This window comes from Haloplanus ruber (genome assembly GCF_024494725.1).
Classification (GTDB): Archaea; Halobacteriota; Halobacteria; order Halobacteriales; family Haloferacaceae; genus Haloplanus; species Haloplanus ruber.
Window position 1 is genome coordinate 947746 of sequence record NZ_JANHDK010000001.1, and the last position, 26446, is coordinate 974191.

A 26446-nucleotide genomic window follows, 5' to 3' on the forward strand; every position below is an offset into this window, starting at 1 on the left:
CGCTCCCTTCTTTTATAAACCGGCTCCGAATACCTCGATTTCAGGTGGAGTCCTCCGATCATCGCTTCACCCCGTTTTCAGTGTTAATCACCGCTGAGCCGTGCGGGGTATTCCCGGTGGACGGGAATATCCCCTTAGGGAGTGTCCCTAAGAGGGACAGAATACTCCGAAACTACCTACAGCACCGCAGACTCCAGTTGATCCACAAGAAAGGACGGTGATCCCGTCATAGTCGCTGGCCTGTTCAAGTCACGCGATTCACGAGCTGGAGTACATCCAGATTCGTAACTGGTTGCCCTCCGATTTCCTGATCGTTATTCGCTGCGTTGACCGCGCGTAGCACATCGAGATTCCCCAATTCACCGTCACTACCGCCGAATCGAGCCACGAGTGAGTCCTGTTCAGTCACACTGACATTTGTTGTCGTCGTCACATTTGTTGTTCGGTCCTGAGTATCAATCGTGGCCTTCGCATTAATCGGGTAGCTCCCGGTCGCTGCATCCTCACTCACCCCGAACCGTGCTGTCACAGTTGTGTTGCTCTCAGCTGGAATAGCCGTGGTGATGAGGCCCGGCGGCGTGGATCCTGAGAGATTCTGTGCAACATCACCGTCAACCTCTCGTAACGAGATGTTGTCCGGTAATCCGGGGTATTCGACGAGGATACTGGTCGAACCACCCGCTGAATTCCTAAGAGAGTACGAGAGTGTTACTGTTTCCCCAGGCGCTACATCTACATCTGATGTATCAGCTACAATGTCTACCTGCGTCTCTTGCCCTCCAGATCGACTGCGATCAGGGACCGCTGCCGTTGCGTTGACTACACCAGCACCACTTGCTAGATCGGGGCCGGGCCTCCCAACATCATCAGCGTGACGTGTGAGTCGAGTACGTAATTCTTCGGCTGTAAGGTCCTCACTCGTCGCGTCTTCAACTAACGCCCCAACGCCCGCGACATGCGGTGCAGCTGCTGACGTTCCACTGAATGATCCGCCATACCGAGGTCCGCTCAGCCCAATATGGGTATATCCGGCCACAGTGAGTCCTCGTCGACCATCATCGGTTGGTCCCCGGCTACTGTAATCCGTAATCTGTTCATTATACCGGCGATAGGCACCGACGGCTACAGCACTGGGAACATCAGCCGGTGCACTAATACTAGACCGTGAAACATACCGTTCAAGTTCATGTGAACCGGATGTACTGATCGTTAACTCAAGTTCATCATTGGCCGGACCAGCCGTGTGCTCAATGACGATCTCAAGCGGTTGGGTATCACCACTACGCGACAGCCTCTCTCCGCCACGATACCGGTCCCGTGATGAAGCTACATATTCATCACGTTCCGAATTATAAAGGCGTACTCGATACTCACTGCCATCTCCTTCCTGTGGCCAGTGTAAACTGATAGAAAGCTGTCCTTGATACGTGCTGTAGCAGCTTGTGATACAATTTCGCTCATCTTGGGGGGCGAATTCGTGGAAACCGTCGGTATCGGCGTCGGTGAAGTCACCTTCCCAATGTGATAGCGCAGAATTACCTGCTGAGTTTACGAACAGAATCCCATCATTAGTCGCTGCCCGGATGTCATCAGTCAGATAGTGCTCCCCATCATCATCTATGTATAAGTTTCCAGCTGAGTGAACAATAATGTCCACATCTTTTTCTTGAAAGTGACTGATGGCTGCTTCGTCATCCACACCAGTCCCGGCTACCGCGATATGTAATTGTGCATCCGGAGCGGTTTTGAGGACCGTTTTCGCAACTCTGGTGCCGTGTGAACGGTGAGATCCAGAATCGAATCTTCGTACCGAAACCACATTGTCGCTGATACTCGGGGCAGAGGTGTCGATACCAAGCGCTAGCACACCGACGGAAACGTCTTCTCCAGTGATTCCCCTCTTGTGTAACGACTCCACACCAAGCGATGAGACTGTTCCTCCTCCCGCACCGTTCCCTGGAACCGCCTCGGCAGTCGGTCTTACATCTTCAACCCAAGGGAAGTCCGAGACAGCAGCTGCACCTGTTCGAGTCGTTGTCAATTCAATGGCGGAACCTGCCTGTGTTCCAACATCGCCGTGTTCTTGCAGTGCCGAACGATTGATAGCTGATTCGTTGGTTGCGGCAACTCGGTATACGTCTCGGGAGATACTGTTCGGGGCAGGATTAGAGGACGAATTATTTGCTGGGTCTGGAGCCTGCGCTGTGTCCGGGTCTTCAACAGTTTGTGACTGTCCCGCATTTGGGACAGCGTACAGAAAGCCGCTGGTAGCGATCAGCACTACCACAAACCCCGTGATGAACTTATTCATGTCCTTTCAGTCACGTATTCATTATCACAAATATCTTGGGCATGTCCTAGTGGTACTGTTCAGATTAGCTGATTCTATGCGGAGGCGAGCGGTCTGAGCAACCCGTTTGTAGTTTCTGTTTCGGCGTTACCAAACAATTCGAGAAACTGGCAGTTCGTCGTTTTACGCCACGAAAGACACGTTTGATGCTGTTTCGACTTCTGTGGCGTTCGTATCTAAGATTAAGGCCGTAGCGACGGCAGGCGTTGGTCAAAGGTTTCGCACCAGCGACGAGAAACACGGCGTCGGTCGCCGCTGTGTCCGTCCGGGTCACTCGCCACCACTCACAGACAGAGTGCCTCTAAGGAGGCAGAACAATTACGCGGCGCGCAGAACGCGCGCCGCTACCGCCGACCGCTCCGCTCCGGCCGACTCGGGACGTGAGGCCGGTGATACACTCGTAGGAAGGGTGCCGGCACACACCCACTACACGGTAAACCAGTTTGCTACATTCTCTTAGCCGGCCACTTACCCAAAGCCGTTAACTCATGAGACAGAGATATCGACTCGCTCGGAGAACGGCTCCGGGCCGGCCCCCAGGGAGGTGGGACTTTCCGGGGGCCGTTTTGATAACTGCACTCGTCACTGCTCCTCGAAGATCATAAGCGAGACGGCTCGATTCTAAAAGATGAGAGTGCTACTCGGTGGTGTCGGGAATTGACACCTCGACGCCGACCACTCCGCGCTCGGTATCGAGGTAGGGAGACGCCTCGTCGATCACGAGGCCCTCCTCGTCAATAATCCCGAAAGTCTCGAGCGTTTCCTTCGGCAGAGAGACTGTCACGCTGTTCCCCGAACCATTCAACTTCCGGCTGTCTGGGATTCGTCGACGCATGGGAGGTGGGACTGCATCCTGTTATCGCTCATGTTATTAGATAAATATTGGCGCGAGTAACTACAGGTTCGATTACAAAAGTCGTTACCCGCGCTTTCGATATTAACCGGCGGACCCTCGCCGCGACTATCCGAGGCCTTCGGCCTCGGCGTGGTCGTATGATCGGACAAACCTACCCCCACCTTCGGGGTGTCGATCGAAGCACCGCCAAACTCGATAAAGTCACCACAGCTGAGGAGGTGATTGACCCGCGATCATGACGCACGAACCTCGAGGCATCGCCGTCTCCGAGGCGTTCGTAGCCTATCTCGATCAACTTCGAGAGACCGCTCACTTCCCCAAAGTCGCATCGCGACGCAACCAGGGACGACCCGACCCGCATCCGGGTGTCCGATCCACGAACGTATGAACTCGCGTACTTCCGAAGAGAAGCATCCGATGCTCGCTCGACCCTCCGCAGAGGAGTCGACCGAGTCCACAGAACAAGTCGAACCGAGTGTTGAATGGCGAACTGAACAGGAGTTGCGGGAGGAAGACGGCGAATGAGCCGGCTCTCTCGCGGTGTGCTGGCGGCGCTCGTCGCGTCGCTGGTGCTCATGTCGGCAGTCGCGCCAGCGCTGGCCGCCAGCGATTTTAACGAAAATGCCTCGTCAGCCCAGAACCCGTACATCGCGACGGACGTAACGGTTTCAGGCTACGACCGGGCTGAAATGCAGCCGGGGCAGTACGAGAACGATTCAGGAGGGATCTCGACGCTCCCGGCGACGATGAATCAATCGGAAGATGTGGACGACCTCGGCACGGGCCACGTCAACATCTACAAATTCAAAGCGACGGACATCGAGTTCTCCGACGCGGGTGCGTTCCCACACGACACGGAGGGCGTGTCGGCCGTGGACAACGAAACTGAGTGGGCGACGGACGTGTCGGACTCGGCGGGCTCGATGACGGTCTCGGACGCCGAGACCGCGCCCAACGTCGAGGCGGTCGAAGTGTCGACGAGCGCGCAAACGAGCGGCGACACGGCAGTTGCTACGTTCGACAACTTCTCGGTAACGAGCGACGCTGAAAAGCGATACCTCCAAGCGTTCGCGGACGTGCCGACGCTCGACTCGGGCGCCGAGGTGCAACTACGCGCGGTCGACTCCGATGGCGACTACGTCGAGGCGCGGATCAACTCCTCGGCGACGCCGTCGAACGAGGACGTGATCGGCAGCGGCACCGGCGAGGGCTACGTCTACCAGCGCCAGATCGGCTCGATGTCGGTCATGGGCTCGGGCGATGGCAGGATCAGCGAGATCCAGAGCATCGAGGTTCATGTCGTCGACGGCGACGCGACCGTTCGGTTCAGCGGTCTGAACGCCGAGAAGACGGGAATGTACTCGCTCGGCGATGAGCGTGTCGACACGGACGACGAAGACGACTTCGAGACGGAGACGATCCACGAGGTCTCGACGCCGGGGGACGTGATGATCTACGATCTCGGCACGATGGGCACGACCTTCGACTCGGCGGTCATCCACGGCTTGACTTTCCCGGCGGAGTTCCGCGCGAGTGACCTCGAGCAGGATGACTCGATGGTGAACGTCACGTTCGGCGAGGCGTCGAGTTACCCGTCCTTCGAGTGGATGCTCGACGCGAATTACCGACTCGAACTCCCGTCGGCGTACGATCTGAGTTACGCGAACGCGGAGCTAAAACAGGACGTGAGCGTGCCGGGCAGCCGGTACGAGACCGTCGAGTACAGCGAAGGCGTCTCGGACACCGACTTCGATGATATCGACTCGTGGACGGGCGCGGCTGGCTCGTTCGACGCCGAGGGCGACACCGTGACGCTCGACGACACGATCCAACCCGGTCAGTCGATCGCGATCCACGAGGTCGTCTTGGTGACGGCTGACGAGAAGAGCGCCCTCCAGAACGTCGGCGGCGCCGGACAGTTCGCCTCGGGTGGCGACGGCGGTCTGTGGGACATGATCCTCTCGCCGTTCGGGGCCATAGCGGCCGCACTCGGTGGGCTACTCGCCCGCGCTCGGGGGTCGAACTAAGATGGCGGACTGGATCGCGCGGCTGAACGACCTGTCGGATGTGGGGAATCTGGATTCAGCGCTGACGAAGTTGATGTTCGCCCCGATTGCGGCGTTTTTCCTCCAAGCGGCGAACGCCGTCGAGGCGATCTCGCGGGTGATCATCGATCCCGTGACCGCCTTCGCATCGGGGGCGGGAGATATCGTCACGTCGCTGTTCGGTGGCTCGTCACAGATCATCGACATCGGCGCCGACGCCACGGCGGCCGATCTCAACATCTTCGGGATCCTCGGCTTTCCGGTCGGGTTGGGGATCGTGTTCGTCGGCGGCTTCCTGATCGCGCAGTATCTCGGTCAGCCGGACACGAGCGACCTGATCCCGCTGACGTTCACCGACATCCCGTTCCTCGGCGTCGAGGAGTCAAACGATGAGTGAGTGATCCATGAGTAACTGCTCGCGCGGAACGGAGGTGACAGATGGCACTCCCTGGCGGTGATCCAGTCAGTGATCGGCTCCCGGAAGGAGCGACAGCAGAGAGTTACTGGAGATACGCCTGGGAGCGGATTCCGTTCCTGAATACGGGCTCGTGGAGTGTCGACTGGGATCAAGCGGCTCTCGCCGGTCTGGGCGCTGTCTTCACCGCGTTCTTTGACGGCATCGCAAAGACCGTCGGCGGTGTCTTCGAGACGTTCGTCATCACGCCGGTCGGGACGTATGCACAGCAAGTCACGCGCTTAGTCGAGTCGTTCACCGGCGCGTGGGCGTTAGTCCTGAATTTCGAGGGCGCGCAGCAGTTCGCTCAAAACTTCGGGCTACTCGGCTCGGTGGCGATCACCGCGATCGGCGCGTATCTGATCGTGAAGACTGTGGAGGGGACTCTCTGATGGGAGTGATCGACTTAATCCTGAGAGTCCAAAATAATCTCTTCGCCCTGCGGCGCACGCTGGCGCCGATCCTGCCATATATCGACACTCTGGCAGACTTTGCGGAGAACCCCTATCTGTTCCTGCGGAAGCGGCTCCTGCCGGTGATTCTCGGCGGGCTGTTCTCGGTGATGTTCAGCGTCGCCGATGCGATTGCGAGACCGTTCGCGTCTATCGTGGGCGTTCTGGAGTTGTTAGAGCTTCAACTGGCGGGGGTGATCGTCTCGGTGACTGACCCGGTGGACAGCGTCATCACGCAGGTGATCTCGGCGCTCCGACTGGGGACATCGGGACTCGGCCCATTCCAGCCGTTTATCCTCGTCTCGGTTGGCATCGTGATCAGCTACGTCCTGTTTATCGTCATCATCAGACTCAGTCGTGGAGTGATGGACGCGATCCCGATTCTCTCCGGGGTCGAAACGTTCCTATTCGGGTGATACAGGCATGGATGAACCAATTTCATCGTTTCTCACGGACCCGCTGACAGTCGCCGTGAGTCTCGCTGCGGCACTCGGTCACGCGCTGGGGGTAACCTGGATCCAAGCGTTCGTGGCCGTGCTGTGGGCGAACGTCTCGACGCTGTTCACGGCGCTGTCGATCACGGGCTGGAGTCTGGCCCCGCGAGTCGCGTGGCTCCCGGAGGGACCGCTCACCGCCGCGGCACTCGTCGCTGGCGGCGCGTACGTCCTGAAACTGATTGATCGAGTGTACGACCAGATGGAAAATCGACTATGACACACACGACCTGGCGAATCGAGACTGAGAGTAGAACCGTGCGGCAACTGCTGGAGGTGCTGGGATGGTAAACGTCCTCGGCGCGGTCTCGCTGTGGGGGCTCGGCGTCGTCGTCGGAGTGATCGGCGTCGCGACGCTCCTGTACTGGATCCTCGACGAGTGGCGCGAGGCGAACAACGCGACGGAGGTCGTCGAGCGCGTCGGCGAGCGCTCCGGCTCGGCGGTCGTCGTCGGGTCGGGGGTCCTGCTGACGATCGGTGATCAGCTGATCCAGTTGGTCGCGGATCTCGTTGGAATGATCGACGCGCCGGTCGTGGTCGGCCACGTCGTCGGCGGCGTCCTCGGTTGGCTCGGTCTCCAAGGGACGATCACGACCCGGCAGTTCGTGATCGGCTTCGTTGTGGTGACGGTGGTCGCGCTGATCTGGCGGGCCTCGCTGACCCGCGGGAGGGGGATCTAACGTGATCGATCAACTCCCGGTCGCGGATCTACGCGCGATTGGCGCGACGCTGCTGCTGCTCGTCGTCCTGTACTGGACGTACGAGCGCCTGGCCGGCGAGGGCCGGGACCCGGTGATCCGGTCGTCGATGTCGTCCTCGACGGGGAGCGCGTCGATGCTCGTCTCGGGTGCGAAGGCGGTGATGCTCGTCTCGGGGCTGGCAGCGGCGCTGTTGCTCGCCCCGGTCGCGGGTGGCCCGGTCGTTTCCGACCCGACGCTGCTCCTGGCGACGCTGGGGGCGCTCCTGCTCGTTCACTGGTTTGTCGAAAAGGAGGAACGCGAGACATGACGGTCGCTGTGAACCCGGAGGTGAGCGAGTAGATGCCGACCTTTATCCAGATCGACGACCGTGCCGCGGCGGTGATCGCCGCGGCCGTCCTGATCGGCGTCGCCTTCCTGGTGGCTCCTGATCAGTCGATAGAGGTCGTCGAGAACGTCTCGGACGCCATCAAGGGGGTGCTTCCGTAGTGATGCGTCGGGTACTGCTCGCTGTCATCGCGCTCTCGCTCGTCGTTGCGCCGATCCTCTCGCTCGGCGCGGTGCCGGCGATGGCGCAGGACGCCACATCGAACACAACCGCCACGTCGAGTGAGTATGCACTGTCGGATCTCCAGCAGGGTGGGACGACACACGCGGGAGCGCCGCCGTCCATGCGCTTCATGGGTTCGTACGGAAGTGCGACACTCCGGCACGAACCCGTCGGTCTCGGATCCGAAGACTGGGAGTACGTCGATTCCGGCGCCTCGTTGGTCAAACGCAACGAGGTAACGCTCAAAACGATCCGGTTAGGCGATCCTGCCGAGGATCTGACTGTCCACGTTGTCGCGTGGAATCGGGAGACGAAGACGGTTCAGACCGAGAACGGGACGACCACCGAGCCGGTCGCGGCGAACGTGACCGAGCGAGAGGTCCAAGTCTCGCTCGGACGCGGCTACGATAACGCGAGCGTCCCGCTGCCGGCAAACTTCGGCGGGCGCCAGCAGATCACGATGTGGATCGAGGAGTACCCCGACGCACGCTGGCACTTCGAGCATCGGTCGGTCGCGACGACGCGCCCGATCTCGATCAACTCTTGGGGCGACTTCCTGAACGCGCTGTTCTGGCGTATCGGTGTCTTCGCTCTCCCGGCGATGGTCGTCGGCTGGGGACTCGCCAAGCGGCACCGCGAGACGGCTATCGTCGGCCCGCAGTGGGGCGCGGTGAAGTGGATCGGCGCCTTCGCCGTCCCGATCACGCTGCTGGCGAGCGTGTGGGCGTTCCAAGGCGCGGTGCTCGCCGTTCGCGCCCCGGCGGCGATTGGGTTGCTGTTCGGCCCGCTGACCTACGCGCTGACTCTCGAGGCGGGGAACGACAAGCTCGAACAGTTCCTTTTCCGCCACCAAGACCTCGAACACGCGAAGAGCCCGCGGGGAGACGAAGCGTTCGACTCGCGCTACGTGACCCACACGGTGAAACACGGCGTTCGCCGGGAATCGGCGGGTGAACTCGTGTTGATCGAGAAGGGCCTCATGCCGTACATCGCCCGTCTACGCGGGAATCTCGCGGTGCTCGATATCACCGATGTCGAGACCCACAAGGAAGGGCGTGGGCCGTACGCGCTCGAGATCGAACTCGACCCGGACTGGAAGCCGGATGACGCGCTCGTTCACGATCCGCCGCGCGTGGCTCGGCGGTCGCTCATGAAGCGCGCGGACGTTCCGCTGCTGGGTGCGACCGAGATCCCGAACCCGGCGGTCGTGCTCCCGATCGCGCTGTGCGTCGGCGCAGGCTACTACGTGGCCGACGCGACCCTCGGGATCCCCGGCGTCGGGGCGGCGACGGGCTTCGTCGTCGCGCTCCCGTTCATCCACTACGTCGAAGAGGGCGGCGCAGACGCCGAACCCGCGCCGTATCACTTCACACAAGCCGAGGCGTCGCTCGCCCACGAGACGGCCGAGTACGCCGACGCGAAGCTCCTCGAGGAGTTCCGAGATATCGCCTGGCAGGAGCGGATGAAAACGCCGCTGGAGGCTCGGGAACTCGTGGAACAGTTCGACCAAACAGTCACGAGTCAGTTGAACGCGACAGAACTCGGAGACCTCGGCCTCGACGATGTATTTGACGACGGTGAGCGAGACCGGACGGACTCGGTGAACGGAGGTGTCGCCAGTGGCGACGACTGACGAGTCCGAGACGCGGGAGGTCTCCCCGCGCCCGGCGCTGGACGTGCTCCACGCTGACCAGCAACGTCTACTCTTCGAGGGAGACCACCGACGCACGCCGCCGATCGAACCGTTCGTCGACGGCTTCGAGACGCGCCGCGAGGTCGTCACATGGTGGCAGGCCGCCGCTGTGCGGACGTTCGGCCATATCGCCGAGCAGTGGGAGGCCGCTGACCTCTCCCGCGACCGCGCGCTCTTAGACCATCTGACGGGAGACTCTGAGTCGGCGGCTACGCAGCGCCAGCGGATCCTCGACGCGATCGTGCTCCCGGCGTGCCAAGATGCCTTCAATCATCTGAAGGCGGCCGCTGTCGAGCGCCTCCCTGGAGAGAACGAGACAGACGGGTTCGACTATCGTGATGTCGACCCGCAGAAGGAAGAGCATCCGGCCATGCGCCCGGCGCACGCGGTGCTGGACCGCCGACAACACGAGGCGCTCGCTCGGCTGTGGGGCGGCTTTGAGGACCGGATGGCCGCCGAGGCATGGCTCCACGACCTCGTACCGGCAACTCACGGCGCCCTCGACCGAGAGATCGGCCGGAACTTGATGGCCGACCGAACCGCCCGGACTCACCTTATCGACGGAGACAGCCGCGAAGCCGCACAGTATCGAGAACGCCTGGCGATCGGCGTGTTACTCCCTGCCTTTGCGGAGGCTGCGAAGAGCCTCCAGGGCGGTGCAGCGACGCAGACAGAGACGCAGTCCCACTGGAAACAGGGCTAACTCATGAGTACTGAAAACACCGATACGTGCAGTCGAACCGGAAACGAGTGGGGTGCGGGGAGCCGACAGGCTCACGAACAGTATCCCGATCCTGAATCGCCGCCACCTGGATGGAACAACCTCCGTACCGATGCAGGCGAGATACGGATGAAGTTCAGCATCGCCTCGTGGGACTCGAGCACTTGGGAAGACTACGAAAAGCCGTATCCTAACTGCCTCACCCATTCGCCGCCTGGCGAAGCGGAGTGGGGCCACGTCGGCGGGACGAACTTCTTGGCCGTCGGCGAGAAGGGATCAGGAAAGTCTACGCTCGGGCTTTACTGGGCCGCCCGTCTCATGGAGGTGAACAACGAGGCGGTCGTCTGGCGCGGCTCCAGCTCCCGCTCGGAGTGGCTCCCGTTCAAACACTGGACGAAGTTGCTTCTCCCGGCGAACGCAAAGGCAGATTCGGCATGGAAACCTCGCGACATTCGCGAGCAGAACGCAGGGGAAGCGGCTGATCTCACAGAGATCGTCCGCGAGGTCGAGTACTACGACGACCCGGTCGATCTTAACGACCGACTCGAGCCCGGCAAGTTCCATGTCGTCTACCCGGACCCCTCGTTCACGGGCTGTGAGCGGATCATGCGCGAAAGCGACTTTTCGCCCCAGCCTGTCGAGTTCACTCCCCAGGCGGACGTTGAGGCCGACGAGGAGGCGACGCCGGTCGTTCACTGGTGGTTCGCGTGGATGGTGGCGAAACTCGAATACGGCCCCTACGACTGGACCTCGCTGATCTTCGACGAGGCCGCCGACCTCGCGCCTGACGACGCCCGTGCTGATCAGGCTCAGACCTACGAGAAGGTCCAAGCACTCCGTCGAGTGATGGCCGACAGCCGGAAGTTCTACTTCTCGCTGTTCTTTTTCGCACATCACGAGCAGAACGTCCATGCGAAGATCCGCCGGACGATTCAGTGGCGGCTCTCGATGCCCGATGGAACGGCAAATCCCTGTCAGAGCAACGGAGACAACGCTCCTGTCGGCTTCCGACAGATCCCGATGAAGTACGATATGCAGTCGGACAAAAACGTCGGTCACGGGCTAATGTGGACCGAAACGAGCTTCTCTCGGTTCATGTGGGATGATATCCCGGTCGACAGCGTCGACGAGAACCGCTGGCTGAAAATCTCGCTGGCTCCCCACTCTACGGGCGCGCGCGTTACAGAGACTGCTAAGGCGGGGCGGGGGGTGTCCGATGACTGAGCCCCGCGCAACACTCCCGGCGCGCGTGCTCGCAGTTCTGTGTGTACTCGCGCTCGTGGTGTCGGGCGTGGCTCCGGTCGCGTTCGCAGGCTCGGCCACAGCCGCGCCCGCGGGCATGGCCACGATCACGGATGCCTCTATCTCCGAAGATGTCCCGAGCGGCGAGTCGATCGCGCTCTCGGCGTCGGAACTCCGCGGCGGCGGTGTGATGTCCTCAAAGCACGCCGACTCGCTCGAGGTCGTGCTGACGACCGCTGACCGCGCCGAGGAGATCATGGGCCCGGACGCGGCGGCCGTCTCCGGTGACGGCATGGCGGTCGTGCTGCGGGACGACGAGCACTCTGGTGGTCGTCGGGTCGCGCTCGACGCTGGTAAGCTTCGAGACGCACTCGGGTACACGCCCGAGGCGATCTACGGCACGCACGACGATGGGTCGACGTGGACGGCGAGCGCCGAGTACGTCGACGGATACCTCGTCTTTGACGTGCCACACTTCTCGACAAACACGGTGACGTTCACCGGACGTGTCTCGCTCACCGGAACGCCGAGCGACGGCACACAGTACCAGTACAGCATCCAAGACGGCGCCGCCGTCGAGGACTTCTCGGTCAACATCACGGGCGTCACGAATACCGAATGGGACAACGTCTCGGCGACGGGCCTCTCGGACAGGGACACGCTCTCGACCGATGTCGCGGGAACGATCAGTCCGAGTGGTCCAGAGGGAGAGCCCGCGGTGACGTTCACGGGACGGAAGACCATCGAAAACGACTCCGTGACGGGTGTCGCCAACACAACCGCCGGAACCATCGATCTCCCCGTGACCGGGAACAGAGAGCCGATCAACGAATCGGTTTCACTCTCCGTGCCTAAGCATCAGCAGAACTACAATCCAAACCCAATTGCCGTTTACGGCTCAGACTACGCAGGCGACGACCATGAGACGCTATATTACTCAAATGCGCCGCGGAAAGTCTCTCGATTAGAAGTTTACTGGACTGAGAGTATTGAGAGTGGTGCGTATATCGACGTGTCTGTTGAGGGAACAAAGATCGGAGAAATTTCGTCGTCAGGTTGGACAACGATGACCACATCGGACCCGATTCCAGTCTCGGGTGATATGAAACTATATTTCAAAGCGAGAAGCTACTCGTCGAGCCTGAATACGGGAATACAGGGGGACAACTACGGCGATGTGGGTGATAACTTCAAAGTCTACCGTACTGAAGACGCTGCCTCTCCCCCATCGACGGTTAGCGTTACCACAGATACCGAGACGATTGACAAATCCGTCTCTGAAGGCTCCTCGATGACACTCTCTCCCAACATCACCACCGGGGACATGACCATCACGACGGACTCGGGAGTGGCGTCATATTCGATCGAATATGATGACGTGACTCAGACCGAGGATCCGTCGGTTTCTTTCGGCTCGACGGCCGGAGTCAGCGGATTCCTCTCCGATGGTGAGACGGTGACAAAATCCGTCTCAAGTCTGAGCACGTCCGACGACACGCTCACTGTCTCGACGGCTGGGAACTCGTCCGTTGATGTGAAAGTCGCGGTCCAAGAGCGGACGCGCACGGACTCGCCAAAACTGGAGGTGAACGGCAACACCGTCGGGACGGATCTCACGCTCGCCGACGGAGAGACGCGAACGTACACGATCCAGAATGAGTGGATCACGACCGGCACGAATCAAATCAACGTCTCGATGGACGGCTCCGTTAGTGCTGACGCGCCCGATCTCGTCTATGAGTTGGACTATGCTCACTCCGCGACGAAGCGCCAAGAGATCGACTACTCGGGCGGGACGTTCGAGTCGAACTTCAACGCCTCGACGACGTATGCCGACGACACGACCGACGCAAAGGTCACGTTCCCGTTCACGGGATCTGTCGTCGGTATGGAGTCTGTCGAGTATCGACTCAATAGTGGGTCGTGGACGGCTGTCAGCGCGGAGAACTACCGCGTCAGAGATAACACGACACTCGTGGCGTATCTGTCCGACGCGAGCGGCGGAAGCCTCTCGGCAGGCGATACGATCGAGGTGCGAGCCACGGCCAGAAAGATCGAAGTGGCGAATGGAAATGTCTCGGTCGTCGATGTCACCAAACCGGGCGGCGAACTCGACACGCAACTCAAGGTCAATTCCCGGAGTAAAGGCTTCTACGTGAATGTGGGGCCGACTGAGAGCGGCCGTCGCGTTCACTATGCGTACAGTTCGGTCTATCCCACGGCCGACTACGCCGTGATCGAGGCCGACGGCGATCAGCAACTCCACTTACCGGAAGCGAAGACCGGTGACACGTTGCGGGTCCGGCACTTAGAGACGAAGGTCTCGGCCGAGCAGGGCGACGTGCGGATCGACGTGGTCTCGCCCGGAGAAAATCCCGAATTGAAGGTGAGACCCGGTCCCGGTGGAAGTGGCGATCCCGTGACGGTCGAGTACTACAACACTCGTACGGGTGTCGAGTACCTGCTAAACTCGCTGACCCGCTCGATCGTGCTTGATTCGGACACGGCCCAGTCGCCGGCCGTCTTCGAGGATGACGACTCTAAAGAGACGTGGGCGATCCTCGAGGACTCCGGCGGGTCGTCATCCTCCAGCAGCGGTGGAGGCGGCGCTGGCGCGGCGGTTGGACAGTTCGCCGACGACGCGGGCGGATTCCTCGGGAGTATCTCGCTTCCGATCCCATCGTTCCAAGGTCTCGGCGGTGTGGCGCTGATCGGCGGCGTACTCGTCGGCGGTATCGTGCTCGTGCGCCGGCTCGATATCTTCGGTGGCAGCGCTGACGACGAGGCCGCCGCGGCCAAGGAGACAGCTAACGACGCAGGCCGGTCGTTGGCTCGCTCGGCACGACGGTCGGGCGTGGCCTCCTCGGCGCGCTCCGGTCGCTGTTCGACTACATGGGTCAAGTCGTGGGTGTGGTGCTCGGGAATCGACGCGCCGCGGTCGCGACCGGCGTCGTCAGCCTGATCGTGGCGGCTCGCTTCGATCTCTTCCAACTGCCGTCCGGGACGGCGATCCTGATCGTCGTCTCGGGTGTGCCGCTGGCGACGTACCTGATCCTCCGCCGGACGGGGAGAGTCTCACAACAGGTGTGGCTCGCCTCGACGATCGCGTCGGTCGTCCTCGGGTTGGAGTTCGTCGCTCCGGGGACGGTTCAGACGGCGATCGAGCAGCTCACCTCAGAGAACGTCGCGCCGCTGCTGATCCTCGTGATCGGTGGCGTGTTCTATCTGTGGTGGCGAGCGCGGCGAAGCGAGCGCTCGACGCCTGAGACCGTGAATCGCCTGATCTTCCGCGGAGGTGACTGAGTATGGTCTGCGAATCAGTCACCGCCGGTCTGTTGGGAATATCGTCTTGGGTGAACCTCCGAGTGGCGGGTCTCGTCGTTGTGCTGTCGGTGTGGCATATGAAGAGCCTCGCCCACGAACCACCCACGTCGGGGCCCCTGAGCGTACCCGTGCCGTTCCTCGGTCAAGACGGCGGGGGTGATGAGTAGATGGTCATCGAGGAGTTGCTGGCGCGCGCGATTGAGTCGGGCGCCGGGCTCCTCGGCGCCCACGGCGTCGAGGCGGGGCTGATCGCGACGGCGGTGATCGTTGTGTGGCACGGTCACTCGGCGCTGGCACTGATCTCCCGAGTGTTGCGAACCGCGCGAATAGGCTTCGTCGGCGCGGCGCTGGTGGGGCTCCTGCTCGTCGTCTCGATCGCGATGGGCTGGATGGACGTGGCGAGCCTTCCGTCGCTCGGATCGATCCCCTTCCTCTCCGTTTAGTTATCTCGCCCGACGCTCGTCTCGCGTTCGAGAGGGAGCCACGGTGTATGGAGTTCCTCGAGCGCGTCGGTCGGGAGTTCCTCGGCGACTCGCCGCTTGTTTTCGAGGTCGTTCAGGTAGTGTTTGATCGCGGCGTCGATCGCTCCGGCCTTCGTCGACTCGCCGGTCGCCTCCATGAGCCGCCGGAGTCTATCCTCCCGCTGGTCGGTCATTCTTATACGCATGGTCTAATTTTGCACACACGGTCTCCTAGTCGTTTCGCTAAGGTTGCTGAACGGGTGGCTGTTTATATACCCCTTCGAGACGAGGGTCGGGCCTCCGGCGTGATCGGCGCGGTGACCCCGTCGATTTGCACACTCTTTTACTGATTTCTGATATGTCTCGGTCGACAGATCAGGGGAGTTGTGTGCAAAACCGGAGGTGCCGGATTTGTCGACGTGCGACCCCGTGCGGTCGCACCGAGATATCTGCGATGGATACCTGCCTATACCTCCTCACGCCGCAGCACCGTCTTTTTATGATCATTGCTGAACAGTAGAGCCTGTCATAGAAGAGTTCACATGGATCGCTGAATCAGCTTAGACAAGTTCAAATCGTCGTACACTTGGTGCACGCTGTTTTCAGCTTGTGTTAGCTATGGCGAAAGAGAAGTTCGGCGTCGCTGTTGACGAGGAAATTGTGCGAGAAGTGGATGAACTGGTCGCTGAGTGTGACGATCTCGGAGTCAGCCGCTCCGAGATCGTCGAAGCCATCCTCACAGCATTCGTTCAATCTGAGACGAACCACATTGAACGGGTTCGAGAAATCATTATTCGGAAACGAAAGGGCACTCTATAACTAGTTTTAAACGCTGTGCACCTGGTGCACGCATATCTAAGCAAATAACCTGCTATAATAGTACTCAAACTGACTATAGTATGTGAAGAGTTCTATGACACGCTCGAACAGTAAGTTATGACAAGAGACCTGGACAGTGAGGATCTAGATTATCGAGCACTTGATGCGCCTTGGTTTTATGCTCGAAGCAACATCTATGAGAGAATATTTCGGCTTCATACCATCATAAATGAGATTGCTAATTATATCGACGAATTAAAAGAATTCGATGAAGCGTACACCGACGCTGATGAGTCAGTAACTCGGGAGCAGACAAGAGAAGCGAAACTCGCAGTCAGGCAGTTGATGGAGCACACAGATGCTGTCAAATGGAATTTTCCAGAGATTGTCCACGAATCTTGGTTCAGTAGTTTCACTAGTGATTTGGCACATGCGTACTGGAGAGTCGAGGAAGGACGGTTCCGAAACCCGTTGGAGAACGAGCAACAATTGTACTCGTTGGCCGGGGAGGTTCAGAGAATCTGTAGGAATTTGTCCGACTCTCGCCAAACAGGATTCTATACACATCTTCAAGACTACATCGAACGACTAGACTGGGATCTGAACTCACCAACGCCCGATAGATTCGAAGACGAAGCCCGAGAGGCGGCCGATCTGTTCTGCTTGGGGTACTACTCAACGGCGCTCATTGTTTTAGGCAGAGCTATCGAGAAAGCTCTACTCGATCTGGGTGAGACCCGTCAGATCAGATCTGTACATGTATACGGTGAGGAGCGCCCTTGGAGCGAAACCAAGTTTTATCACAAGAATGTGGCTCTGAAGAGAGTTGACATGCCGAATGAGAGCGGTAAAGTCCTCTCGAAGCGCCAATTCCATGAAATTTCTATTTTAGTTGATTATCGGAATAACGTTGCTCACGCCGAATATTCCGATATCAGTCGTGACAAGGCTCTCCGTCAGTGTCAAAATGCGTTCGATCTCCTAAGAGAAATCGAGGAAATTCGAGATGCGCTATGTGATCTCTCAGATGATAAAATAAAGCCGATAACTCAACAGAAGGTGCAGTAGTCACCTACTCTGCCTTCGCTCGAATTCATCGCTAGAGGTTCCAAGACCTTTTAGCCCAATCCGATCCACCAAACTATAATGACCTCTCCGGACGAGCTGCGTGATCATATCCCTGAGAGCTGTCGGTCCCTTCTCTCTATGTCAGGTACCGAGCTGCGCTCGGAAATTCCTGCGTTGGCCCGGGACAAGGGCCGAATGAACGAAGTCGAGCAAGCGGTCAAGGGTCTCCCATCTGAGCACGAGCTTTACCAAGGCGATGCCCGAGATCTTTCCATGCTGGACGAGGAGAGTGTGGAACTCGTCGTCACCTCTCCGCCGTACTTCAATATCAAGGACTACGAGAACGGTACTGGTGGCGAGGATCAGCTCGGAGATCTCAGCGACTACGAGCAATTCAACGAACAGATCGACCAAGTCTGGAAACAGTGCTACGAGAAGCTCGTCCCTGGTGGCCGAATGTGTGTCGTCGTCGGCGACGTACTTCGCTCTAGAAGCGAACACGGACGGCACCGAGTGCTCCCACTTCACGCCACGATCCAAGAGCACTGCATCGATATCGGATTCGACAACCTCGCTCCGGTGATCTGGTACAAGATCGGAAACGCTTCGCTCGAAGCCGGTGGGAACGCCCGCTTCCTCGGCAAGCCCTACGAGCCCGGCGCGGTAATCAAGAACGACATTGAGTATATCCTCCTCTTCCGGAAGCCGGGAGGCTACCGTTCCCCGTCGGTCGAGGAGAAGATTCTGAGCACAATCGAGGCCGACCGGCACCAGAAGATGTTCCGCCAACTGTGGGATGACATCAAAGGAGAGAAACAGCGTGATCACCCCGCACCTTTCCCCACAGAACTTGCCGAACGGCTGGTTCGGATGTTCTCCTTCGTCGGCGACACCGTCGTCGATCCGTTCGCCGGAACGGGATCCACTGCGGTCGCCGCATCTCGGTGCGGCCGAAACTCCGTCAGTGTCGAGCTCGAGGAGACGTACGTCGATATCGCAGAGAAGCGGATCAAAGAGGAGCGCGGCACTCTCACGAACTACGAGAATCTCTCCGTCGAAGTCGTTCGCTGATCTCCCGGCAAACCACTTAGCAGAGACCTAGAGGTTTATTTGACATCCGTCGGACGGTTAGCGACGTGTCACATACCTACGGCGACGAGCGAATCGTCGAATGGCTTCGCGAGAACGGCTACCATCCTCGCTCGCCCGCCCACGGTTCCGCCTCCTGTCTGTTCCTGCTCGACGACCTCCTCCACGAGAGCGAAGCGTTCGCTGAGGCGGCCCGGAACGGCGAACTCGTCTACCAAGAGGATTACACGGTTGGTGAAGGACAGTCCCGGTGGAATACCGATCTCGTAGTCGGCCCTCCTGCCGAGGACGTCGACGTACAAATGGAATTCGGCGAGGAGAATCGACCAATCGCTGAGGAAGAACTCGCCTCCGTTTGGCTCGCAATCGACGCGAAAAGCGTCATGACTGAGCACGGGAAGGCTCGTCGCAACCGCCAGCGCGATATCAACTCCTTCGCGGATATCATGCACCGGCACCACCCCGGAGCCGTGACGGGCGGCGTTCTCCTCATCAACATGGCGGATCGATTCCACTCGCCGCTGCGAGACGAGGACGATATCACCGAGCACGACCGCATCGACCAGCTGGTAGAGGAGACAGTCGAGATCTTCAGGGATATCGACCGGGCCGACGGGGAGATCTCTCCGAACGTCGACGGCGTTGGATGCGTCGTCGTCGATCACACTAACATGGACGACGGCGACGAGACGAGGCTGGTGACCGATCCGCCAGCCCCGCAACCCGGTGAGATCGTTCACTACCAAGATTTCGTTCAGATACTGGTTGATACCGTTGAGGCACGGTTTCTACATGGAGACGGAGTCGATATTGGGCACGCGCTTGACGACGAACGTCTTAGCGAGCGGCTTCGTCGGGAAACAATCAAACTCAGTCACCTCTCTTATCTCCTCGGGGAGGAGTTAGAGTCGAACGAGAAGGAACCGAATCACACTGAAGAGGTGCGGGATGAATTGGACGCGTTAGCGGATATTCTCGACGACATAGACGACCTTTCCTGACCGGCTCACCGACGGGTTACTTTGTTTTCCTCCCTTTCAGATTCCCTCTATTTATCCCGTAGTTCCTCGCCTCAGACAAAATCCGTGATAGCCTCAATTCGGGAAAGTACTCCAAGCAATATCACTCATCATCAACCAATCTGTCGTATATGTCCGGTTGCAGAAGCTCTCGTAGTTCCGGGATAATTGTCTCCCCAACCTCCTCGATCAACTCGTCAAAGGCATCGATCTGGCCACGGAGTTCATCCCTTACTTCGGTGAGTTCCTCTAATCGCTCTACGTATTCTTCAATTTCCTCGGCAAGGTGAGTTCTTGCCAGCTCATAGATGTCTTCGCGTAGTGATTCGACTTCTCTCCAGTTCCTGTGAATTGTGTGAAACGGATAGATACAGATCTCCTCAACACCCTCGTAATAGTAGTCAAACCAGGGATCGTAATTCCCGATATCCATTACTAACTGGGGCTCTCTGTATTCGAAGTCATCTAACCTCAATTCTCTTTTATTTATTACATACCAAGGACCATCCTCAGTCAATGAGGATATCCCTACTAATAGTGGCAAAATATTGTGGTGTTGAACATAGTGCCGTAATCCAAGGATGATTCGAGTAGATTCTACTGTTGCAAATTGATCACGCCGGTGTTTCACCCGGCCACAAAATTCTGGGTCAGGAGAAGTTTCAGCTAAGGTGGTAGTCAGGCTCTTAAATGTATAATATCCAGACAAGTAATGATGAAGTTGTCGTTCAGCCTCGTGTAGATTTGAACGGACAGTAAAGCGATGCTGAGAAACAGTCTGACTGGGCTCCGGAGAGTTGACATCCAGTAGCGCTTCAAAGTCCGATTGGAGAGTTTGATACCTCCACTCAAATTTCTGTAGAGATTCGAAGACATCTCTTCCCGGGAGTTCCCTGGGTCGAGTAGCCATAGTTGTATTTATGTGCCGGTTTACTTAAAACTGGAAGCGAAATTAATGTCCTATGGCTCAAATTCGTGAAACTCGATTTGCTGTTATGAGACTCAATGAGAATGATATTGACCTACGCGACTTGGACAATATGACTATCGTCTCAGTTGAGACTGAGCACGAATACTATGATGAAGATATGGCCGATCAGATCACCGACTTAAGCCCGGGAGATATTTTAGATGCACAAATCCAAGGGGAAGATGTTCTCCAACCAAACTCTATCTGGCGATTTTTGAGATTCAACGTCATCGGGCATAATAGAATGTGGGCAGACGAATAGCCACTCCAAACCGATTGTCGATATTATTACTTTCACTCCGCTCGGCTGACTTTCAAAGCACCATCCTCCGAAACCTCTGTCGAGATGATACGTGATGCCCGCGCACTCCGCGACGAGTTCGTTCCCTCGGAACTCCACCACCGCGAAGGTGCGATTCAGCACCTCTCATTCTGCCTCAGTTCGATTCAAGACGACCGCCCTGGCGAGGACGTACTCATCACCGGCCCCTCCGGCGCCGGCAAGACGACCACCGCGAAGTACGTCGTCGACGAACTCGAACGCGAAACACTCGGCGTCCGTACCGGCTACGCGAACTGCCTCGCCAACACGACGGTTACGGGCGTCCTCCACGCCCTCCTCCGCGACGCCGGTCTCGGCCTCGATCTCCAGATCGACGCGACCTCCACCGACCAGTATCTCGACAGGGTGCGCCAGCTCGACGACCAGGTGGTGATCATCCTCGACGAGGTCGACGTACTCGCGGATCACTCGCTCCTCGTCTCTTTTTTCGAGATTCCGAATGTCACGACGGTCATGATCTGCGTCGACGAGGACTCGCTCCTGACCGACCTCGATCTGCGGGTGGCAAAGCGCGTGCGCTCGGCCGCGTCGCTCCACCTGGAAAAGTATCGGCACCACGAACTCGTGGATATCCTCAAGGGTCGGATCGACGCCGGTCTTGTGGCCGGGGCGACCGACGGGGCGACGATTGATCGGATCGCGGACCTCGCGGCGGGAGACGCTCGATTCGCGATCACGTTGCTCCGACGGGCGGCACAGCGAGCGGAGTACGAGGGCGTCTCGTTGAGTCCGGAACTCGTCGAGGATGCGGTGAACGATGCCGAGGCGGAGGTTCACCAGCGGAAGGTCGAGTTGCTCTCGACGCACCAGCGGTTGCTCTACCAGATCATTCGGGAGTACGGAGAGATCGGGGCGAGCAAGTTGCACGCCGAGTACGAGGAGCGAGCGCAGAATCCGAAATCGAGTTCGACGCGGTATCGGTATTTGCGGTCGTTGGAGTACTACGAACTAATTGAGAAGATAGGGGCGACGCGAGGGAGTGAATACCGAGTTTTTGAACCGTAATCAGAATTAAGTCACTCGTGACCGGGAGCCTCTAAAAATGAGGTAAGAAACTACCTCTAGTGCACATTTAACACCTACTAGGCTTAGAGTTCTCCCGTGGGCAAAAATGGAGCAAGTGGAAAATGGCATCCCGGCACAGGAGGGGAAAATCCCGATTGGCGATCCTGTGACGGATTACGACTCAAAGATGGTAGCACTTCGGGCTGAGAGACATGATGAAGTCAGGGTGGTCAACATAGAGTCGGAACACCGTCCGGGCCCGGATGTCCCCGATTCGTTCACTGTTGCTCAACGTACAGAAACGTATTATGGGCCGAAATTGGTGCTAGATTCTGGGACGAAGAACTACTTATTGACCGTCCCCGGGCCGGATTGCCAGCTACTACTGTGGGAAGGGAAGCCGAGCACGAACGGGTTTAAAAAAGGGTGGTCGAAACTGGCTGAAGTAAGTGTCAAATTTGGCGAGGAGCTGCCGCAATACGATCTCTGCCCCTACTGTGGAGAACCGCTCAAAACGCTGGAACACGAGCGTATGGCGGGATTCGGAGAATGCCCCGCTGCTGAGCCTTCCGATTAGAAATCGGAGAGCCCAGTTTGAGAGGACCCTGTATCGAATCCACTTCGAACCGTCTCGTACGCTTCCTGCGTGTCTGCTGTCACGCCTGCTTTCCCGGTCAGATGGTCAAAGACATCTGAGCGAGATTTTTGTTGAACCTCTCGTCCGGCCAAGGCGATCTGCTCCATATTCACCAGCTTCTGCATCTGATAGAGCCCATTCTCGGGTGAGTCCTTACACCGCTGAAAAACACGGTCAGGATCTAATCCCGTATCCGAGGGGAGACGGTCCTTGAGGTTGGTGAGAAGCACGTCCTCGTAGGCGTAGGTATCCTTGTTGAAGAGGCGGAATGTCGTCGGAGCTTCATCGTCGGAGTCGAAACCGCCCGGAGAAACGTGGCAATCACCGATAATGTCGATTCCCATGCCGTAGCTTGCCACGTCCGCGGCGGAGCGAATCTCCTCGGAGAGAGCGGGCCCGTAGGGATTTGGGTTAATGAGGTAGGTGAGAACCCCGTCTGCGATGTCTCGTCGCGCGAGATGTCGCATGAGGGGAGTCACCATCCCAACTTGACGCCCCGCGGTGATCCGGCGTCGGTTGAGGTTGAGACAGAATGCCCGGATGTTATGCTTACCGTACAGGTCGAGGATGCTCCGAACATATTCCCAACCGAGCGGTGGGATAACCCCCATGACGGGCATCTCAGGAACCCGCTCACGGTAGATTTCAATGGCGCGTTCCAGAGTAGCACGGTATGATTGGAACGCAGAGTCACTCACACCTTCGTCTGTATCGATGGAACCCACTAACTCCGGCATGAGAGGCACAGACATGATATCAGTCCACCTCTCATACAGGTCGGCTAGGTGTTCCATCTCTTGCCGACCGATCTGGTGAGCGTCTTGGTAGGACGCGAATGCGATGGTTACCTCGTCGTCGTTGGTCTTCCGGTAGTTCCGTCGAAGTTTGTCAGCGATTGTTGACGACTCATCTCGCATCGATTTTTTGAGACTCTTGGTCGATACTGTTCGGTGGAGTTCGTTCACCCCTCTACTCTCTTCGGCAGGTGTGTCTTGGTGAGCTGCACGTCCGATAGGAGTTGCCGCTGTCGGTGTCTCGATGACCTTCTCGTTGAGGAGAATCCGTCGACGAGCGGTGAGTCCCTGATCGCTGATATAGTCCGTTTCGACTTGGAATTTAGCCATGTCCTATGAGTTGGTACCGGTCGTCGGGAACGGGTGACGGTCCAGAACGTCACCCGGGAACCGCCCCGACTCCTCGGTGGTTGTGTTCTCTGGAACTGTTGATAATACCCCAACCGGTAATCCCAAGTTCCACCCGTTCCCAGGTGCGGGTGGTCGAAGATCGACGGGAGAGACCAGTTGGTTGGACGGCCGCTGGCACGGCCGTACATCCAGCAGAATCTTTGTAGGCACCTATATTCTTGTTAGCTACTGGTTAGACTGCCTGCCAATAAAAGCGTAATGTGACCAAGGTGAAAGTGAAAATAGAACTTCGTAATCGACAGACGAAGTAGGGATGCAGTCACGAAACGAAGGGGGTCTCATCCGGCAGAGACTCGCTCTTTTTTCATATTTTCCCATCTTCTTCCGCCGACAGTAAAGCCGCGCACGCTATCGACTGTGCCATATTCAGATGTTTCAGGCCGGCTTTTGCCCACCGGCGCATTCGCCGTTTATTCCTTTAGTACCTTCACCCGTCCATGCAGCGACTTCGGCCACCGGAGTCATCCGGCGTTGGCACGCGACGAACCACTCATCTGAAGCGAAATCACGACAACCCCGAAGCTACCCCTACGAATCGTCTTCGAGGTCATCGGTTGAGAGATCGCCGGCAAGCCACGCTCGACCGCGATTGGAGAGTTGGTAGATCGAGCGGGCTTCGTCGTAGTATTCGACGAGGCCGTGATCTTGGAGACGGAGCATGTGTTCGCGGACAGCTTGTCGGCTCCAATCAGTGTTCGCTGCGACTAATCCCGGCGTCAGTACTAGCTCCTGACCACGGTTTTCGAGAAGCCCGAGGATATCCCGGTCCATCGGGGTCATCCACGATGCTAACGCCGGGCGCGGCATGTGAAAATCAACGCGTAGCGCACTGCTTTATAATTTTCATGCTGAATCCGTCTAAGACGAAGTTGGTGGTAAGACAAACAACCCTGTTGGTAAAGACTAAGTGGTTTGACTACAGGACTGTTTGTAACGGGAGCTATCTCGATGGTAGACGCATCGAGAGAAGGTGCGGACCTCGACGTTTGGGGCGTCAGGTCCGCGCGGGCTCCCGTACTCCGGCTACGGAAGCCATGTCGAATATCGACGACACGGGGCTTGAATCCCCCGCACGAGCGGACGCACAGCACGAGGAACGAACTTCTACCGCGCAGGTGGTCGCATGAGCCGATCCACCACCAACGGGTACGAGTCGCTGACGACCGTCCAGCAGGAACTGCTGCGGATCGTCGCCGACGCCGGGCCGATCACCGGCCCTGCGCTCCGGGACGCCTTCGAGCGAAGCGACAACGTCGTCTACCAGAACCTCCCGGCACTCACGGGCCGGGACCTGGTGGCGAGCGAGGGCGTCGACGGACGGACGAACGAATACCGACTCACCGAGTACGGCCGGCAGGTGCTTCGTGATCACGCCGCCGCCGTCGCCGAGGCGTGTGGGTTCCGTCTCGTGCCGGCAGGGGGTGAATCGGCGTGATCGACACGAACGAACTCTCCGACGAGGAGATTCACGCCGTCGTCAACACGCGGATGTTCCAGAAGGCGCTCGCGTATCGGCGCCTCGCCGACGGCATCGAAGTCCTCGAGGACGAAGACCAAGTGTTCGAGTCGCTCGTCAACTCGATCACCAAGCAACACTCGTCGGTAACGACCGAAGCGTCGACGCGGGAGTTCTTTCGACTGTTCCGTGAGGAGGTCGAGACGTTCACCGAAGAGCTAGCCGACGAGGAGGACGACGGCGGCGATACGAGCGACCTCCGCGATCTGGTCACCGACGAGGGAGGTGCGTCGCGGTGAGCGACCGAGAGCTAACCCCTGCCGACGCGCTCAAACGCTTCATCGCGAAGCGGCAGAACAAGAACACCGACAAGACGGTGCGGAGCTACAAGAACCGCCTTCGGCAGTTCGTTCGGTGGGCGCACGAACACGACGAGATCGAGACGATGAGCGACCTCGATGGGTGGCTCGTCGACGAGTACGAGCGGTTCCTCGACGAGCGCGGCGACGCGCCGGCCACGGTTCAGGGGAAGATGGTGTCGCTGAACGAACTCGCGAAGTACTGCGTTCGGATCGGCGTCGCCGAAGAGGGCCTTCCGAACTCCGTCGAGATTCCGAAGCTCTCGAAGGACGAACAGACGAAGGACGACAAACTCGAAGCCGACGATGCCACGCGGGTCATCGAGTTCTACCGGCAGAGTACGAGCGAGTACGGAACGGTTCATCACGTCTTGCTCGAAGTCCTCTGGCACATCGGCGCGCGCACCGGCTGTGTGCGCGCCTTGGACTTGGGAGACTGGTATCCTGAGGAGCGGAAACTGAAGTTCAGACACCGGCCGCCGACGCGGCTGAAGGACGGGAGTGAACACGAGCGAAACGTCGTACTCCCCGAACCGATCGCGGACGCGCTGAATTTCTACATCGAACGCGAACGGGCGGAAAAGAAGGACGACAACGGCCGCACGCCGTTGTTCACGACCCGCTTCGGCCGCCCTGCGGGATCGACGATTCAGACGTGGGCGTACCAGGCGACGCAGCCGTGCGTCGCGATTGCGTGCCCACACAACCGGCAGCGGGACAAGTGCGAATTCACGACGAAGAGTCACGCCTCCAAGTGCCCGTCGGGTCGGTCACCTCACGCGATCCGAACCGGGTCGATCACGTGGCAGTTGAACCGGGGCCTGAGCTACGTGAAGGTCGCCCAGCGGGTCGCCTCGAAGCCGGAGACGATCCGTCGGTACTACGATAAGGCCGACCTCGACGACGCGCTCGACCGGCGGCGCCCCGACACGGAGAATCTCGACATTCTGACCGATAGCGACGAGGAAGATGATGATTCAGCGTAACACGATCCACGACCGCTGCATGGACCGACAATCGGTTCCGCGCCCTCCAACCCCACTCTGAAATAAAGTGTTTCGGGGGGTTTTACCACCTCTCAATTCCGCGTTACTAACGAAAAGTGAGCGAGAGCTACGGCCGTGGTCATGGCGCTG

General features: G+C 58.7%; 32 protein-coding genes and 1 pseudogene. 24 read left to right on the plus strand and 9 right to left on the minus strand.

Annotated elements, in window-relative coordinates:
• Positions 1 to 244 precede the first annotated feature (244 nt).
• The 3 genes and pseudogenes from NO878_RS05015 to NO878_RS05025 all read right to left on the minus strand — a co-directional run bounded on the left by NO878_RS05015 (position 245) and on the right by NO878_RS05025 (position 3185).
• Positions 245 to 2311, minus strand: a complete 2067-nt coding sequence (locus tag NO878_RS05015; protein WP_256404861.1) for a S8 family serine peptidase — start codon at positions 2309 to 2311, stop codon at positions 245 to 247.
• A 74-nt stretch (positions 2312 to 2385) separates the two neighbouring features.
• A pseudogene (locus NO878_RS05020) lies at positions 2386 to 2597 on the minus strand (IS6 family transposase); the annotation flags it as partial.
• Positions 2598 to 2987: 390 nt separating this feature from the next.
• Positions 2988 to 3185, minus strand: coding sequence for an AbrB/MazE/SpoVT family DNA-binding domain-containing protein (locus NO878_RS05025; protein ID WP_256404862.1), 198 nt, complete (start codon positions 3183 to 3185; stop codon positions 2988 to 2990).
• Between the two features lie 542 nt (positions 3186 to 3727).
• On the opposite strand from NO878_RS05025, the gene NO878_RS05030 reads away from it, so the two are divergent.
• The 11 genes from NO878_RS05030 to NO878_RS05080 all read left to right on the plus strand — a co-directional run bounded on the left by NO878_RS05030 (position 3728) and on the right by NO878_RS05080 (position 11537).
• A complete protein-coding gene (locus NO878_RS05030) occupies positions 3728 to 5233 on the plus strand; it encodes a hypothetical protein (RefSeq protein WP_256404863.1) in 1506 nt (501 codons plus the stop codon).
• Between the two features lies 1 nt (position 5234).
• The gene (locus tag NO878_RS05035; protein WP_256404864.1) at positions 5235 to 5648 is read left to right on the plus strand and encodes a hypothetical protein; all 414 of its coding nucleotides are present in this window, start codon (positions 5235 to 5237) and stop codon (positions 5646 to 5648) included.
• Positions 5649 to 5689: 41 nt separating this feature from the next.
• Positions 5690 to 6097 carry a hypothetical protein gene (locus NO878_RS05040; protein ID WP_256404865.1) on the plus strand — a complete coding sequence of 136 codons (408 nt, stop codon included), beginning with the start codon at positions 5690 to 5692 and terminating at the stop codon, positions 6095 to 6097.
• Positions 6097 to 6573 (plus strand): hypothetical protein, encoded by a 477-nt coding sequence (locus NO878_RS05045; protein ID WP_256404866.1) that lies wholly within the window; start codon positions 6097 to 6099, stop codon positions 6571 to 6573. Before NO878_RS05040 ends, NO878_RS05045 begins: the two co-directional genes overlap by 1 nt.
• A gap of 7 nt (positions 6574 to 6580) precedes the next feature.
• Positions 6581 to 6871 carry a hypothetical protein gene (locus tag NO878_RS05050; RefSeq protein WP_256404867.1) on the plus strand — a complete coding sequence of 97 codons (291 nt, stop codon included), beginning with the start codon at positions 6581 to 6583 and terminating at the stop codon, positions 6869 to 6871.
• Between the two features lie 64 nt (positions 6872 to 6935).
• Entirely contained in the window at positions 6936 to 7331 is a 396-nt protein-coding gene (locus NO878_RS05055) for a hypothetical protein (protein ID WP_256404868.1), read from the plus strand.
• Position 7332: 1 nt separating this feature from the next.
• A complete protein-coding gene (locus NO878_RS05060) occupies positions 7333 to 7659 on the plus strand; it encodes a hypothetical protein (RefSeq protein ID WP_256404869.1) in 327 nt (108 codons plus the stop codon).
• Between the two features lie 32 nt (positions 7660 to 7691).
• Complete coding sequence (locus NO878_RS05065; protein ID WP_256404870.1) at positions 7692 to 7838, plus strand: hypothetical protein; 147 nt, start codon at positions 7692 to 7694, stop codon at positions 7836 to 7838.
• A 2-nt stretch (positions 7839 to 7840) separates the two neighbouring features.
• Positions 7841 to 9532, plus strand: coding sequence for a hypothetical protein (locus NO878_RS05070; protein ID WP_256404871.1), 1692 nt, complete (start codon positions 7841 to 7843; stop codon positions 9530 to 9532).
• A complete protein-coding gene (locus NO878_RS05075) occupies positions 9519 to 10295 on the plus strand; it encodes a hypothetical protein (protein ID WP_256404872.1) in 777 nt (258 codons plus the stop codon). Before NO878_RS05070 ends, NO878_RS05075 begins: the two co-directional genes overlap by 14 nt.
• Positions 10296 to 10298: 3 nt before the next feature.
• Positions 10299 to 11537 carry a hypothetical protein gene (locus tag NO878_RS05080; RefSeq protein ID WP_256404873.1) on the plus strand — a complete coding sequence of 413 codons (1239 nt, stop codon included), beginning with the start codon at positions 10299 to 10301 and terminating at the stop codon, positions 11535 to 11537.
• 214 nt (positions 11538 to 11751) lie between these two features.
• On the opposite strand, the gene NO878_RS05085 is transcribed toward NO878_RS05080, so the two are convergent.
• On the minus strand, positions 11752 to 11961 hold the full coding sequence (locus tag NO878_RS05085) for a hypothetical protein (protein WP_256404874.1): 210 nt from the start codon (positions 11959 to 11961) through the stop codon (positions 11752 to 11754).
• Between the two features lie 84 nt (positions 11962 to 12045).
• Between NO878_RS05085 and NO878_RS05090 the strand changes: the two genes are divergently transcribed.
• From NO878_RS05090 to NO878_RS05100, 3 genes are all read left to right on the plus strand, one after another.
• Positions 12046 to 14517, plus strand: coding sequence for a hypothetical protein (locus tag NO878_RS05090; RefSeq protein ID WP_256404875.1), 2472 nt, complete (start codon positions 12046 to 12048; stop codon positions 14515 to 14517).
• Positions 14448 to 14858 (plus strand): hypothetical protein, encoded by a 411-nt coding sequence (locus NO878_RS05095; RefSeq protein WP_256404876.1) that lies wholly within the window; start codon positions 14448 to 14450, stop codon positions 14856 to 14858. The genes NO878_RS05090 and NO878_RS05095 overlap by 70 nt, the downstream gene beginning before the upstream one ends.
• A gap of 188 nt (positions 14859 to 15046) precedes the next feature.
• A complete protein-coding gene (locus NO878_RS05100) occupies positions 15047 to 15322 on the plus strand; it encodes a hypothetical protein (RefSeq protein WP_256404877.1) in 276 nt (91 codons plus the stop codon).
• Here NO878_RS05100 and NO878_RS05105 read toward each other — a convergent pair.
• Positions 15319 to 15534 (minus strand): hypothetical protein, encoded by a 216-nt coding sequence (locus NO878_RS05105; RefSeq protein ID WP_256404878.1) that lies wholly within the window; start codon positions 15532 to 15534, stop codon positions 15319 to 15321. The two genes, NO878_RS05100 and NO878_RS05105, sit on opposite strands and share 4 nt — an antisense overlap.
• A 424-nt stretch (positions 15535 to 15958) precedes the next feature.
• Here NO878_RS05105 and NO878_RS05110 point away from each other — a divergent pair, with 424 nt between their 5' ends.
• The 3 genes from NO878_RS05110 (at position 15959) to NO878_RS05120 (ending at position 18298) form a co-directional block, all read left to right on the plus strand.
• On the plus strand, positions 15959 to 16159 hold the full coding sequence (locus tag NO878_RS05110) for a ribbon-helix-helix domain-containing protein (RefSeq protein ID WP_256404083.1): 201 nt from the start codon (positions 15959 to 15961) through the stop codon (positions 16157 to 16159).
• A 117-nt stretch (positions 16160 to 16276) separates the two neighbouring features.
• A complete protein-coding gene (locus NO878_RS05115) occupies positions 16277 to 17227 on the plus strand; it encodes a hypothetical protein (RefSeq protein ID WP_256404879.1) in 951 nt (316 codons plus the stop codon).
• A gap of 78 nt (positions 17228 to 17305) precedes the next feature.
• Positions 17306 to 18298, plus strand: a complete 993-nt coding sequence (locus NO878_RS05120; RefSeq protein ID WP_256404880.1) for a DNA-methyltransferase — start codon at positions 17306 to 17308, stop codon at positions 18296 to 18298.
• Between the two features lie 68 nt (positions 18299 to 18366).
• On the opposite strand, the gene NO878_RS05125 is transcribed toward NO878_RS05120, so the two are convergent.
• Positions 18367 to 18981: a hypothetical protein gene (locus NO878_RS05125; RefSeq protein WP_256404881.1), complete on the minus strand. Its 615-nt coding sequence runs from the start codon at positions 18979 to 18981 to the stop codon at positions 18367 to 18369.
• Between the two features lie 6 nt (positions 18982 to 18987).
• On the opposite strand from NO878_RS05125, the gene NO878_RS05130 reads away from it, so the two are divergent.
• Entirely contained in the window at positions 18988 to 19317 is a 330-nt protein-coding gene (locus NO878_RS05130) for a hypothetical protein (RefSeq protein WP_256404882.1), read from the plus strand.
• Between the two features lie 121 nt (positions 19318 to 19438).
• Here the strand turns inward: NO878_RS05130 and NO878_RS05135 are convergent, their stop codons facing one another.
• On the minus strand, positions 19439 to 20245 hold the full coding sequence (locus tag NO878_RS05135; RefSeq protein WP_256404883.1) for a hypothetical protein: 807 nt from the start codon (positions 20243 to 20245) through the stop codon (positions 19439 to 19441).
• An 85-nt stretch (positions 20246 to 20330) separates the two neighbouring features.
• On the opposite strand from NO878_RS05135, the gene NO878_RS05140 reads away from it, so the two are divergent.
• From NO878_RS05140 to NO878_RS05150, 3 genes are all read left to right on the plus strand, one after another.
• Entirely contained in the window at positions 20331 to 20567 is a 237-nt protein-coding gene (locus NO878_RS05140) for a hypothetical protein (RefSeq protein ID WP_256404884.1), read from the plus strand.
• 84 nt (positions 20568 to 20651) lie between these two features.
• On the plus strand, positions 20652 to 21653 hold the full coding sequence (locus NO878_RS05145) for a Cdc6/Cdc18 family protein (protein ID WP_256404885.1): 1002 nt from the start codon (positions 20652 to 20654) through the stop codon (positions 21651 to 21653).
• A gap of 106 nt (positions 21654 to 21759) precedes the next feature.
• Positions 21760 to 22230, plus strand: coding sequence for a hypothetical protein (locus NO878_RS05150; protein ID WP_256404886.1), 471 nt, complete (start codon positions 21760 to 21762; stop codon positions 22228 to 22230).
• On the opposite strand, the gene NO878_RS05155 is transcribed toward NO878_RS05150, so the two are convergent.
• Positions 22227 to 23414: a hypothetical protein gene (locus tag NO878_RS05155; protein ID WP_256404887.1), complete on the minus strand. Its 1188-nt coding sequence runs from the start codon at positions 23412 to 23414 to the stop codon at positions 22227 to 22229. The genes NO878_RS05150 and NO878_RS05155 overlap by 4 nt on opposite strands.
• A 609-nt stretch (positions 23415 to 24023) precedes the next feature.
• Entirely contained in the window at positions 24024 to 24266 is a 243-nt protein-coding gene (locus NO878_RS05160; RefSeq protein WP_256404888.1) for a helix-turn-helix domain-containing protein, read from the minus strand.
• 352 nt (positions 24267 to 24618) lie between these two features.
• On the opposite strand from NO878_RS05160, the gene NO878_RS05165 reads away from it, so the two are divergent.
• Genes NO878_RS05165 through NO878_RS05175 form a run of 3 tightly spaced genes read left to right on the plus strand, consistent with a single transcriptional unit; the run spans position 24619 to position 26296 of the window.
• Positions 24619 to 24930 carry a helix-turn-helix domain-containing protein gene (locus tag NO878_RS05165; RefSeq protein WP_256404889.1) on the plus strand — a complete coding sequence of 104 codons (312 nt, stop codon included), beginning with the start codon at positions 24619 to 24621 and terminating at the stop codon, positions 24928 to 24930.
• Entirely contained in the window at positions 24927 to 25250 is a 324-nt protein-coding gene (locus NO878_RS05170; protein WP_256404890.1) for a hypothetical protein, read from the plus strand. Before NO878_RS05165 ends, NO878_RS05170 begins: the two co-directional genes overlap by 4 nt.
• The gene (locus NO878_RS05175; RefSeq protein ID WP_256404891.1) at positions 25247 to 26296 is read left to right on the plus strand and encodes a tyrosine-type recombinase/integrase; all 1050 of its coding nucleotides are present in this window, start codon (positions 25247 to 25249) and stop codon (positions 26294 to 26296) included. The genes NO878_RS05170 and NO878_RS05175 overlap by 4 nt, the downstream gene beginning before the upstream one ends.
• The last annotated feature ends 150 nt before the right edge of the window (positions 26297 to 26446 follow it).

Bases quoted from the DNA above. Each gene is read 5' to 3' on its own strand.
- NO878_RS05045 (WP_256404866.1), top strand. From the start codon at position 6,097: ATGGGAGTGATCGACTTAATCCTGAGAGTCCAAAATAATCTCTTCGCC.
- NO878_RS05140 (WP_256404884.1), top strand. From the start codon at position 20,331: ATGAGACTCAATGAGAATGATATTGACCTACGCGACTTGGACAATATG.
- NO878_RS05110 (WP_256404083.1), top strand. From the start codon at position 15,959: ATGGCGAAAGAGAAGTTCGGCGTCGCTGTTGACGAGGAAATTGTGCGA.
- NO878_RS05130 (WP_256404882.1), top strand. From the start codon at position 18,988: ATGGACGACGGCGACGAGACGAGGCTGGTGACCGATCCGCCAGCCCCG.
- NO878_RS05015 (WP_256404861.1), bottom strand. From the start codon at position 2,311: ATGAATAAGTTCATCACGGGGTTTGTGGTAGTGCTGATCGCTACCAGC.
- NO878_RS05155 (WP_256404887.1), bottom strand. From the start codon at position 23,414: ATGGCTAAATTCCAAGTCGAAACGGACTATATCAGCGATCAGGGACTC.
- NO878_RS05095 (WP_256404876.1), top strand. From the start codon at position 14,448: ATGGGTCAAGTCGTGGGTGTGGTGCTCGGGAATCGACGCGCCGCGGTC.
- NO878_RS05120 (WP_256404880.1), top strand. From the start codon at position 17,306: ATGACCTCTCCGGACGAGCTGCGTGATCATATCCCTGAGAGCTGTCGG.
- NO878_RS05080 (WP_256404873.1), top strand. From the start codon at position 10,299: ATGAGTACTGAAAACACCGATACGTGCAGTCGAACCGGAAACGAGTGG.
- NO878_RS05100 (WP_256404877.1), top strand. From the start codon at position 15,047: ATGGTCATCGAGGAGTTGCTGGCGCGCGCGATTGAGTCGGGCGCCGGG.
- NO878_RS05025 (WP_256404862.1), bottom strand. From the start codon at position 3,185: ATGCGTCGACGAATCCCAGACAGCCGGAAGTTGAATGGTTCGGGGAAC.
- NO878_RS05105 (WP_256404878.1), bottom strand. From the start codon at position 15,534: ATGACCGACCAGCGGGAGGATAGACTCCGGCGGCTCATGGAGGCGACC.
- NO878_RS05145 (WP_256404885.1), top strand. From the start codon at position 20,652: ATGATACGTGATGCCCGCGCACTCCGCGACGAGTTCGTTCCCTCGGAA.
- NO878_RS05050 (WP_256404867.1), top strand. From the start codon at position 6,581: ATGGATGAACCAATTTCATCGTTTCTCACGGACCCGCTGACAGTCGCC.
- NO878_RS05065 (WP_256404870.1), top strand. From the start codon at position 7,692: ATGCCGACCTTTATCCAGATCGACGACCGTGCCGCGGCGGTGATCGCC.
- NO878_RS05070 (WP_256404871.1), top strand. From the start codon at position 7,841: ATGCGTCGGGTACTGCTCGCTGTCATCGCGCTCTCGCTCGTCGTTGCG.
- NO878_RS05135 (WP_256404883.1), bottom strand. From the start codon at position 20,245: ATGGCTACTCGACCCAGGGAACTCCCGGGAAGAGATGTCTTCGAATCT.
- NO878_RS05150 (WP_256404886.1), top strand. From the start codon at position 21,760: ATGGAGCAAGTGGAAAATGGCATCCCGGCACAGGAGGGGAAAATCCCG.
- NO878_RS05115 (WP_256404879.1), top strand. From the start codon at position 16,277: ATGACAAGAGACCTGGACAGTGAGGATCTAGATTATCGAGCACTTGAT.
- NO878_RS05160 (WP_256404888.1), bottom strand. From the start codon at position 24,266: ATGGACCGGGATATCCTCGGGCTTCTCGAAAACCGTGGTCAGGAGCTA.
- NO878_RS05165 (WP_256404889.1), top strand. From the start codon at position 24,619: ATGAGCCGATCCACCACCAACGGGTACGAGTCGCTGACGACCGTCCAG.
- NO878_RS05035 (WP_256404864.1), top strand. From the start codon at position 5,235: ATGGCGGACTGGATCGCGCGGCTGAACGACCTGTCGGATGTGGGGAAT.
- NO878_RS05030 (WP_256404863.1), top strand. From the start codon at position 3,728: ATGAGCCGGCTCTCTCGCGGTGTGCTGGCGGCGCTCGTCGCGTCGCTG.
- NO878_RS05040 (WP_256404865.1), top strand. From the start codon at position 5,690: ATGGCACTCCCTGGCGGTGATCCAGTCAGTGATCGGCTCCCGGAAGGA.
- NO878_RS05055 (WP_256404868.1), top strand. From the start codon at position 6,936: ATGGTAAACGTCCTCGGCGCGGTCTCGCTGTGGGGGCTCGGCGTCGTC.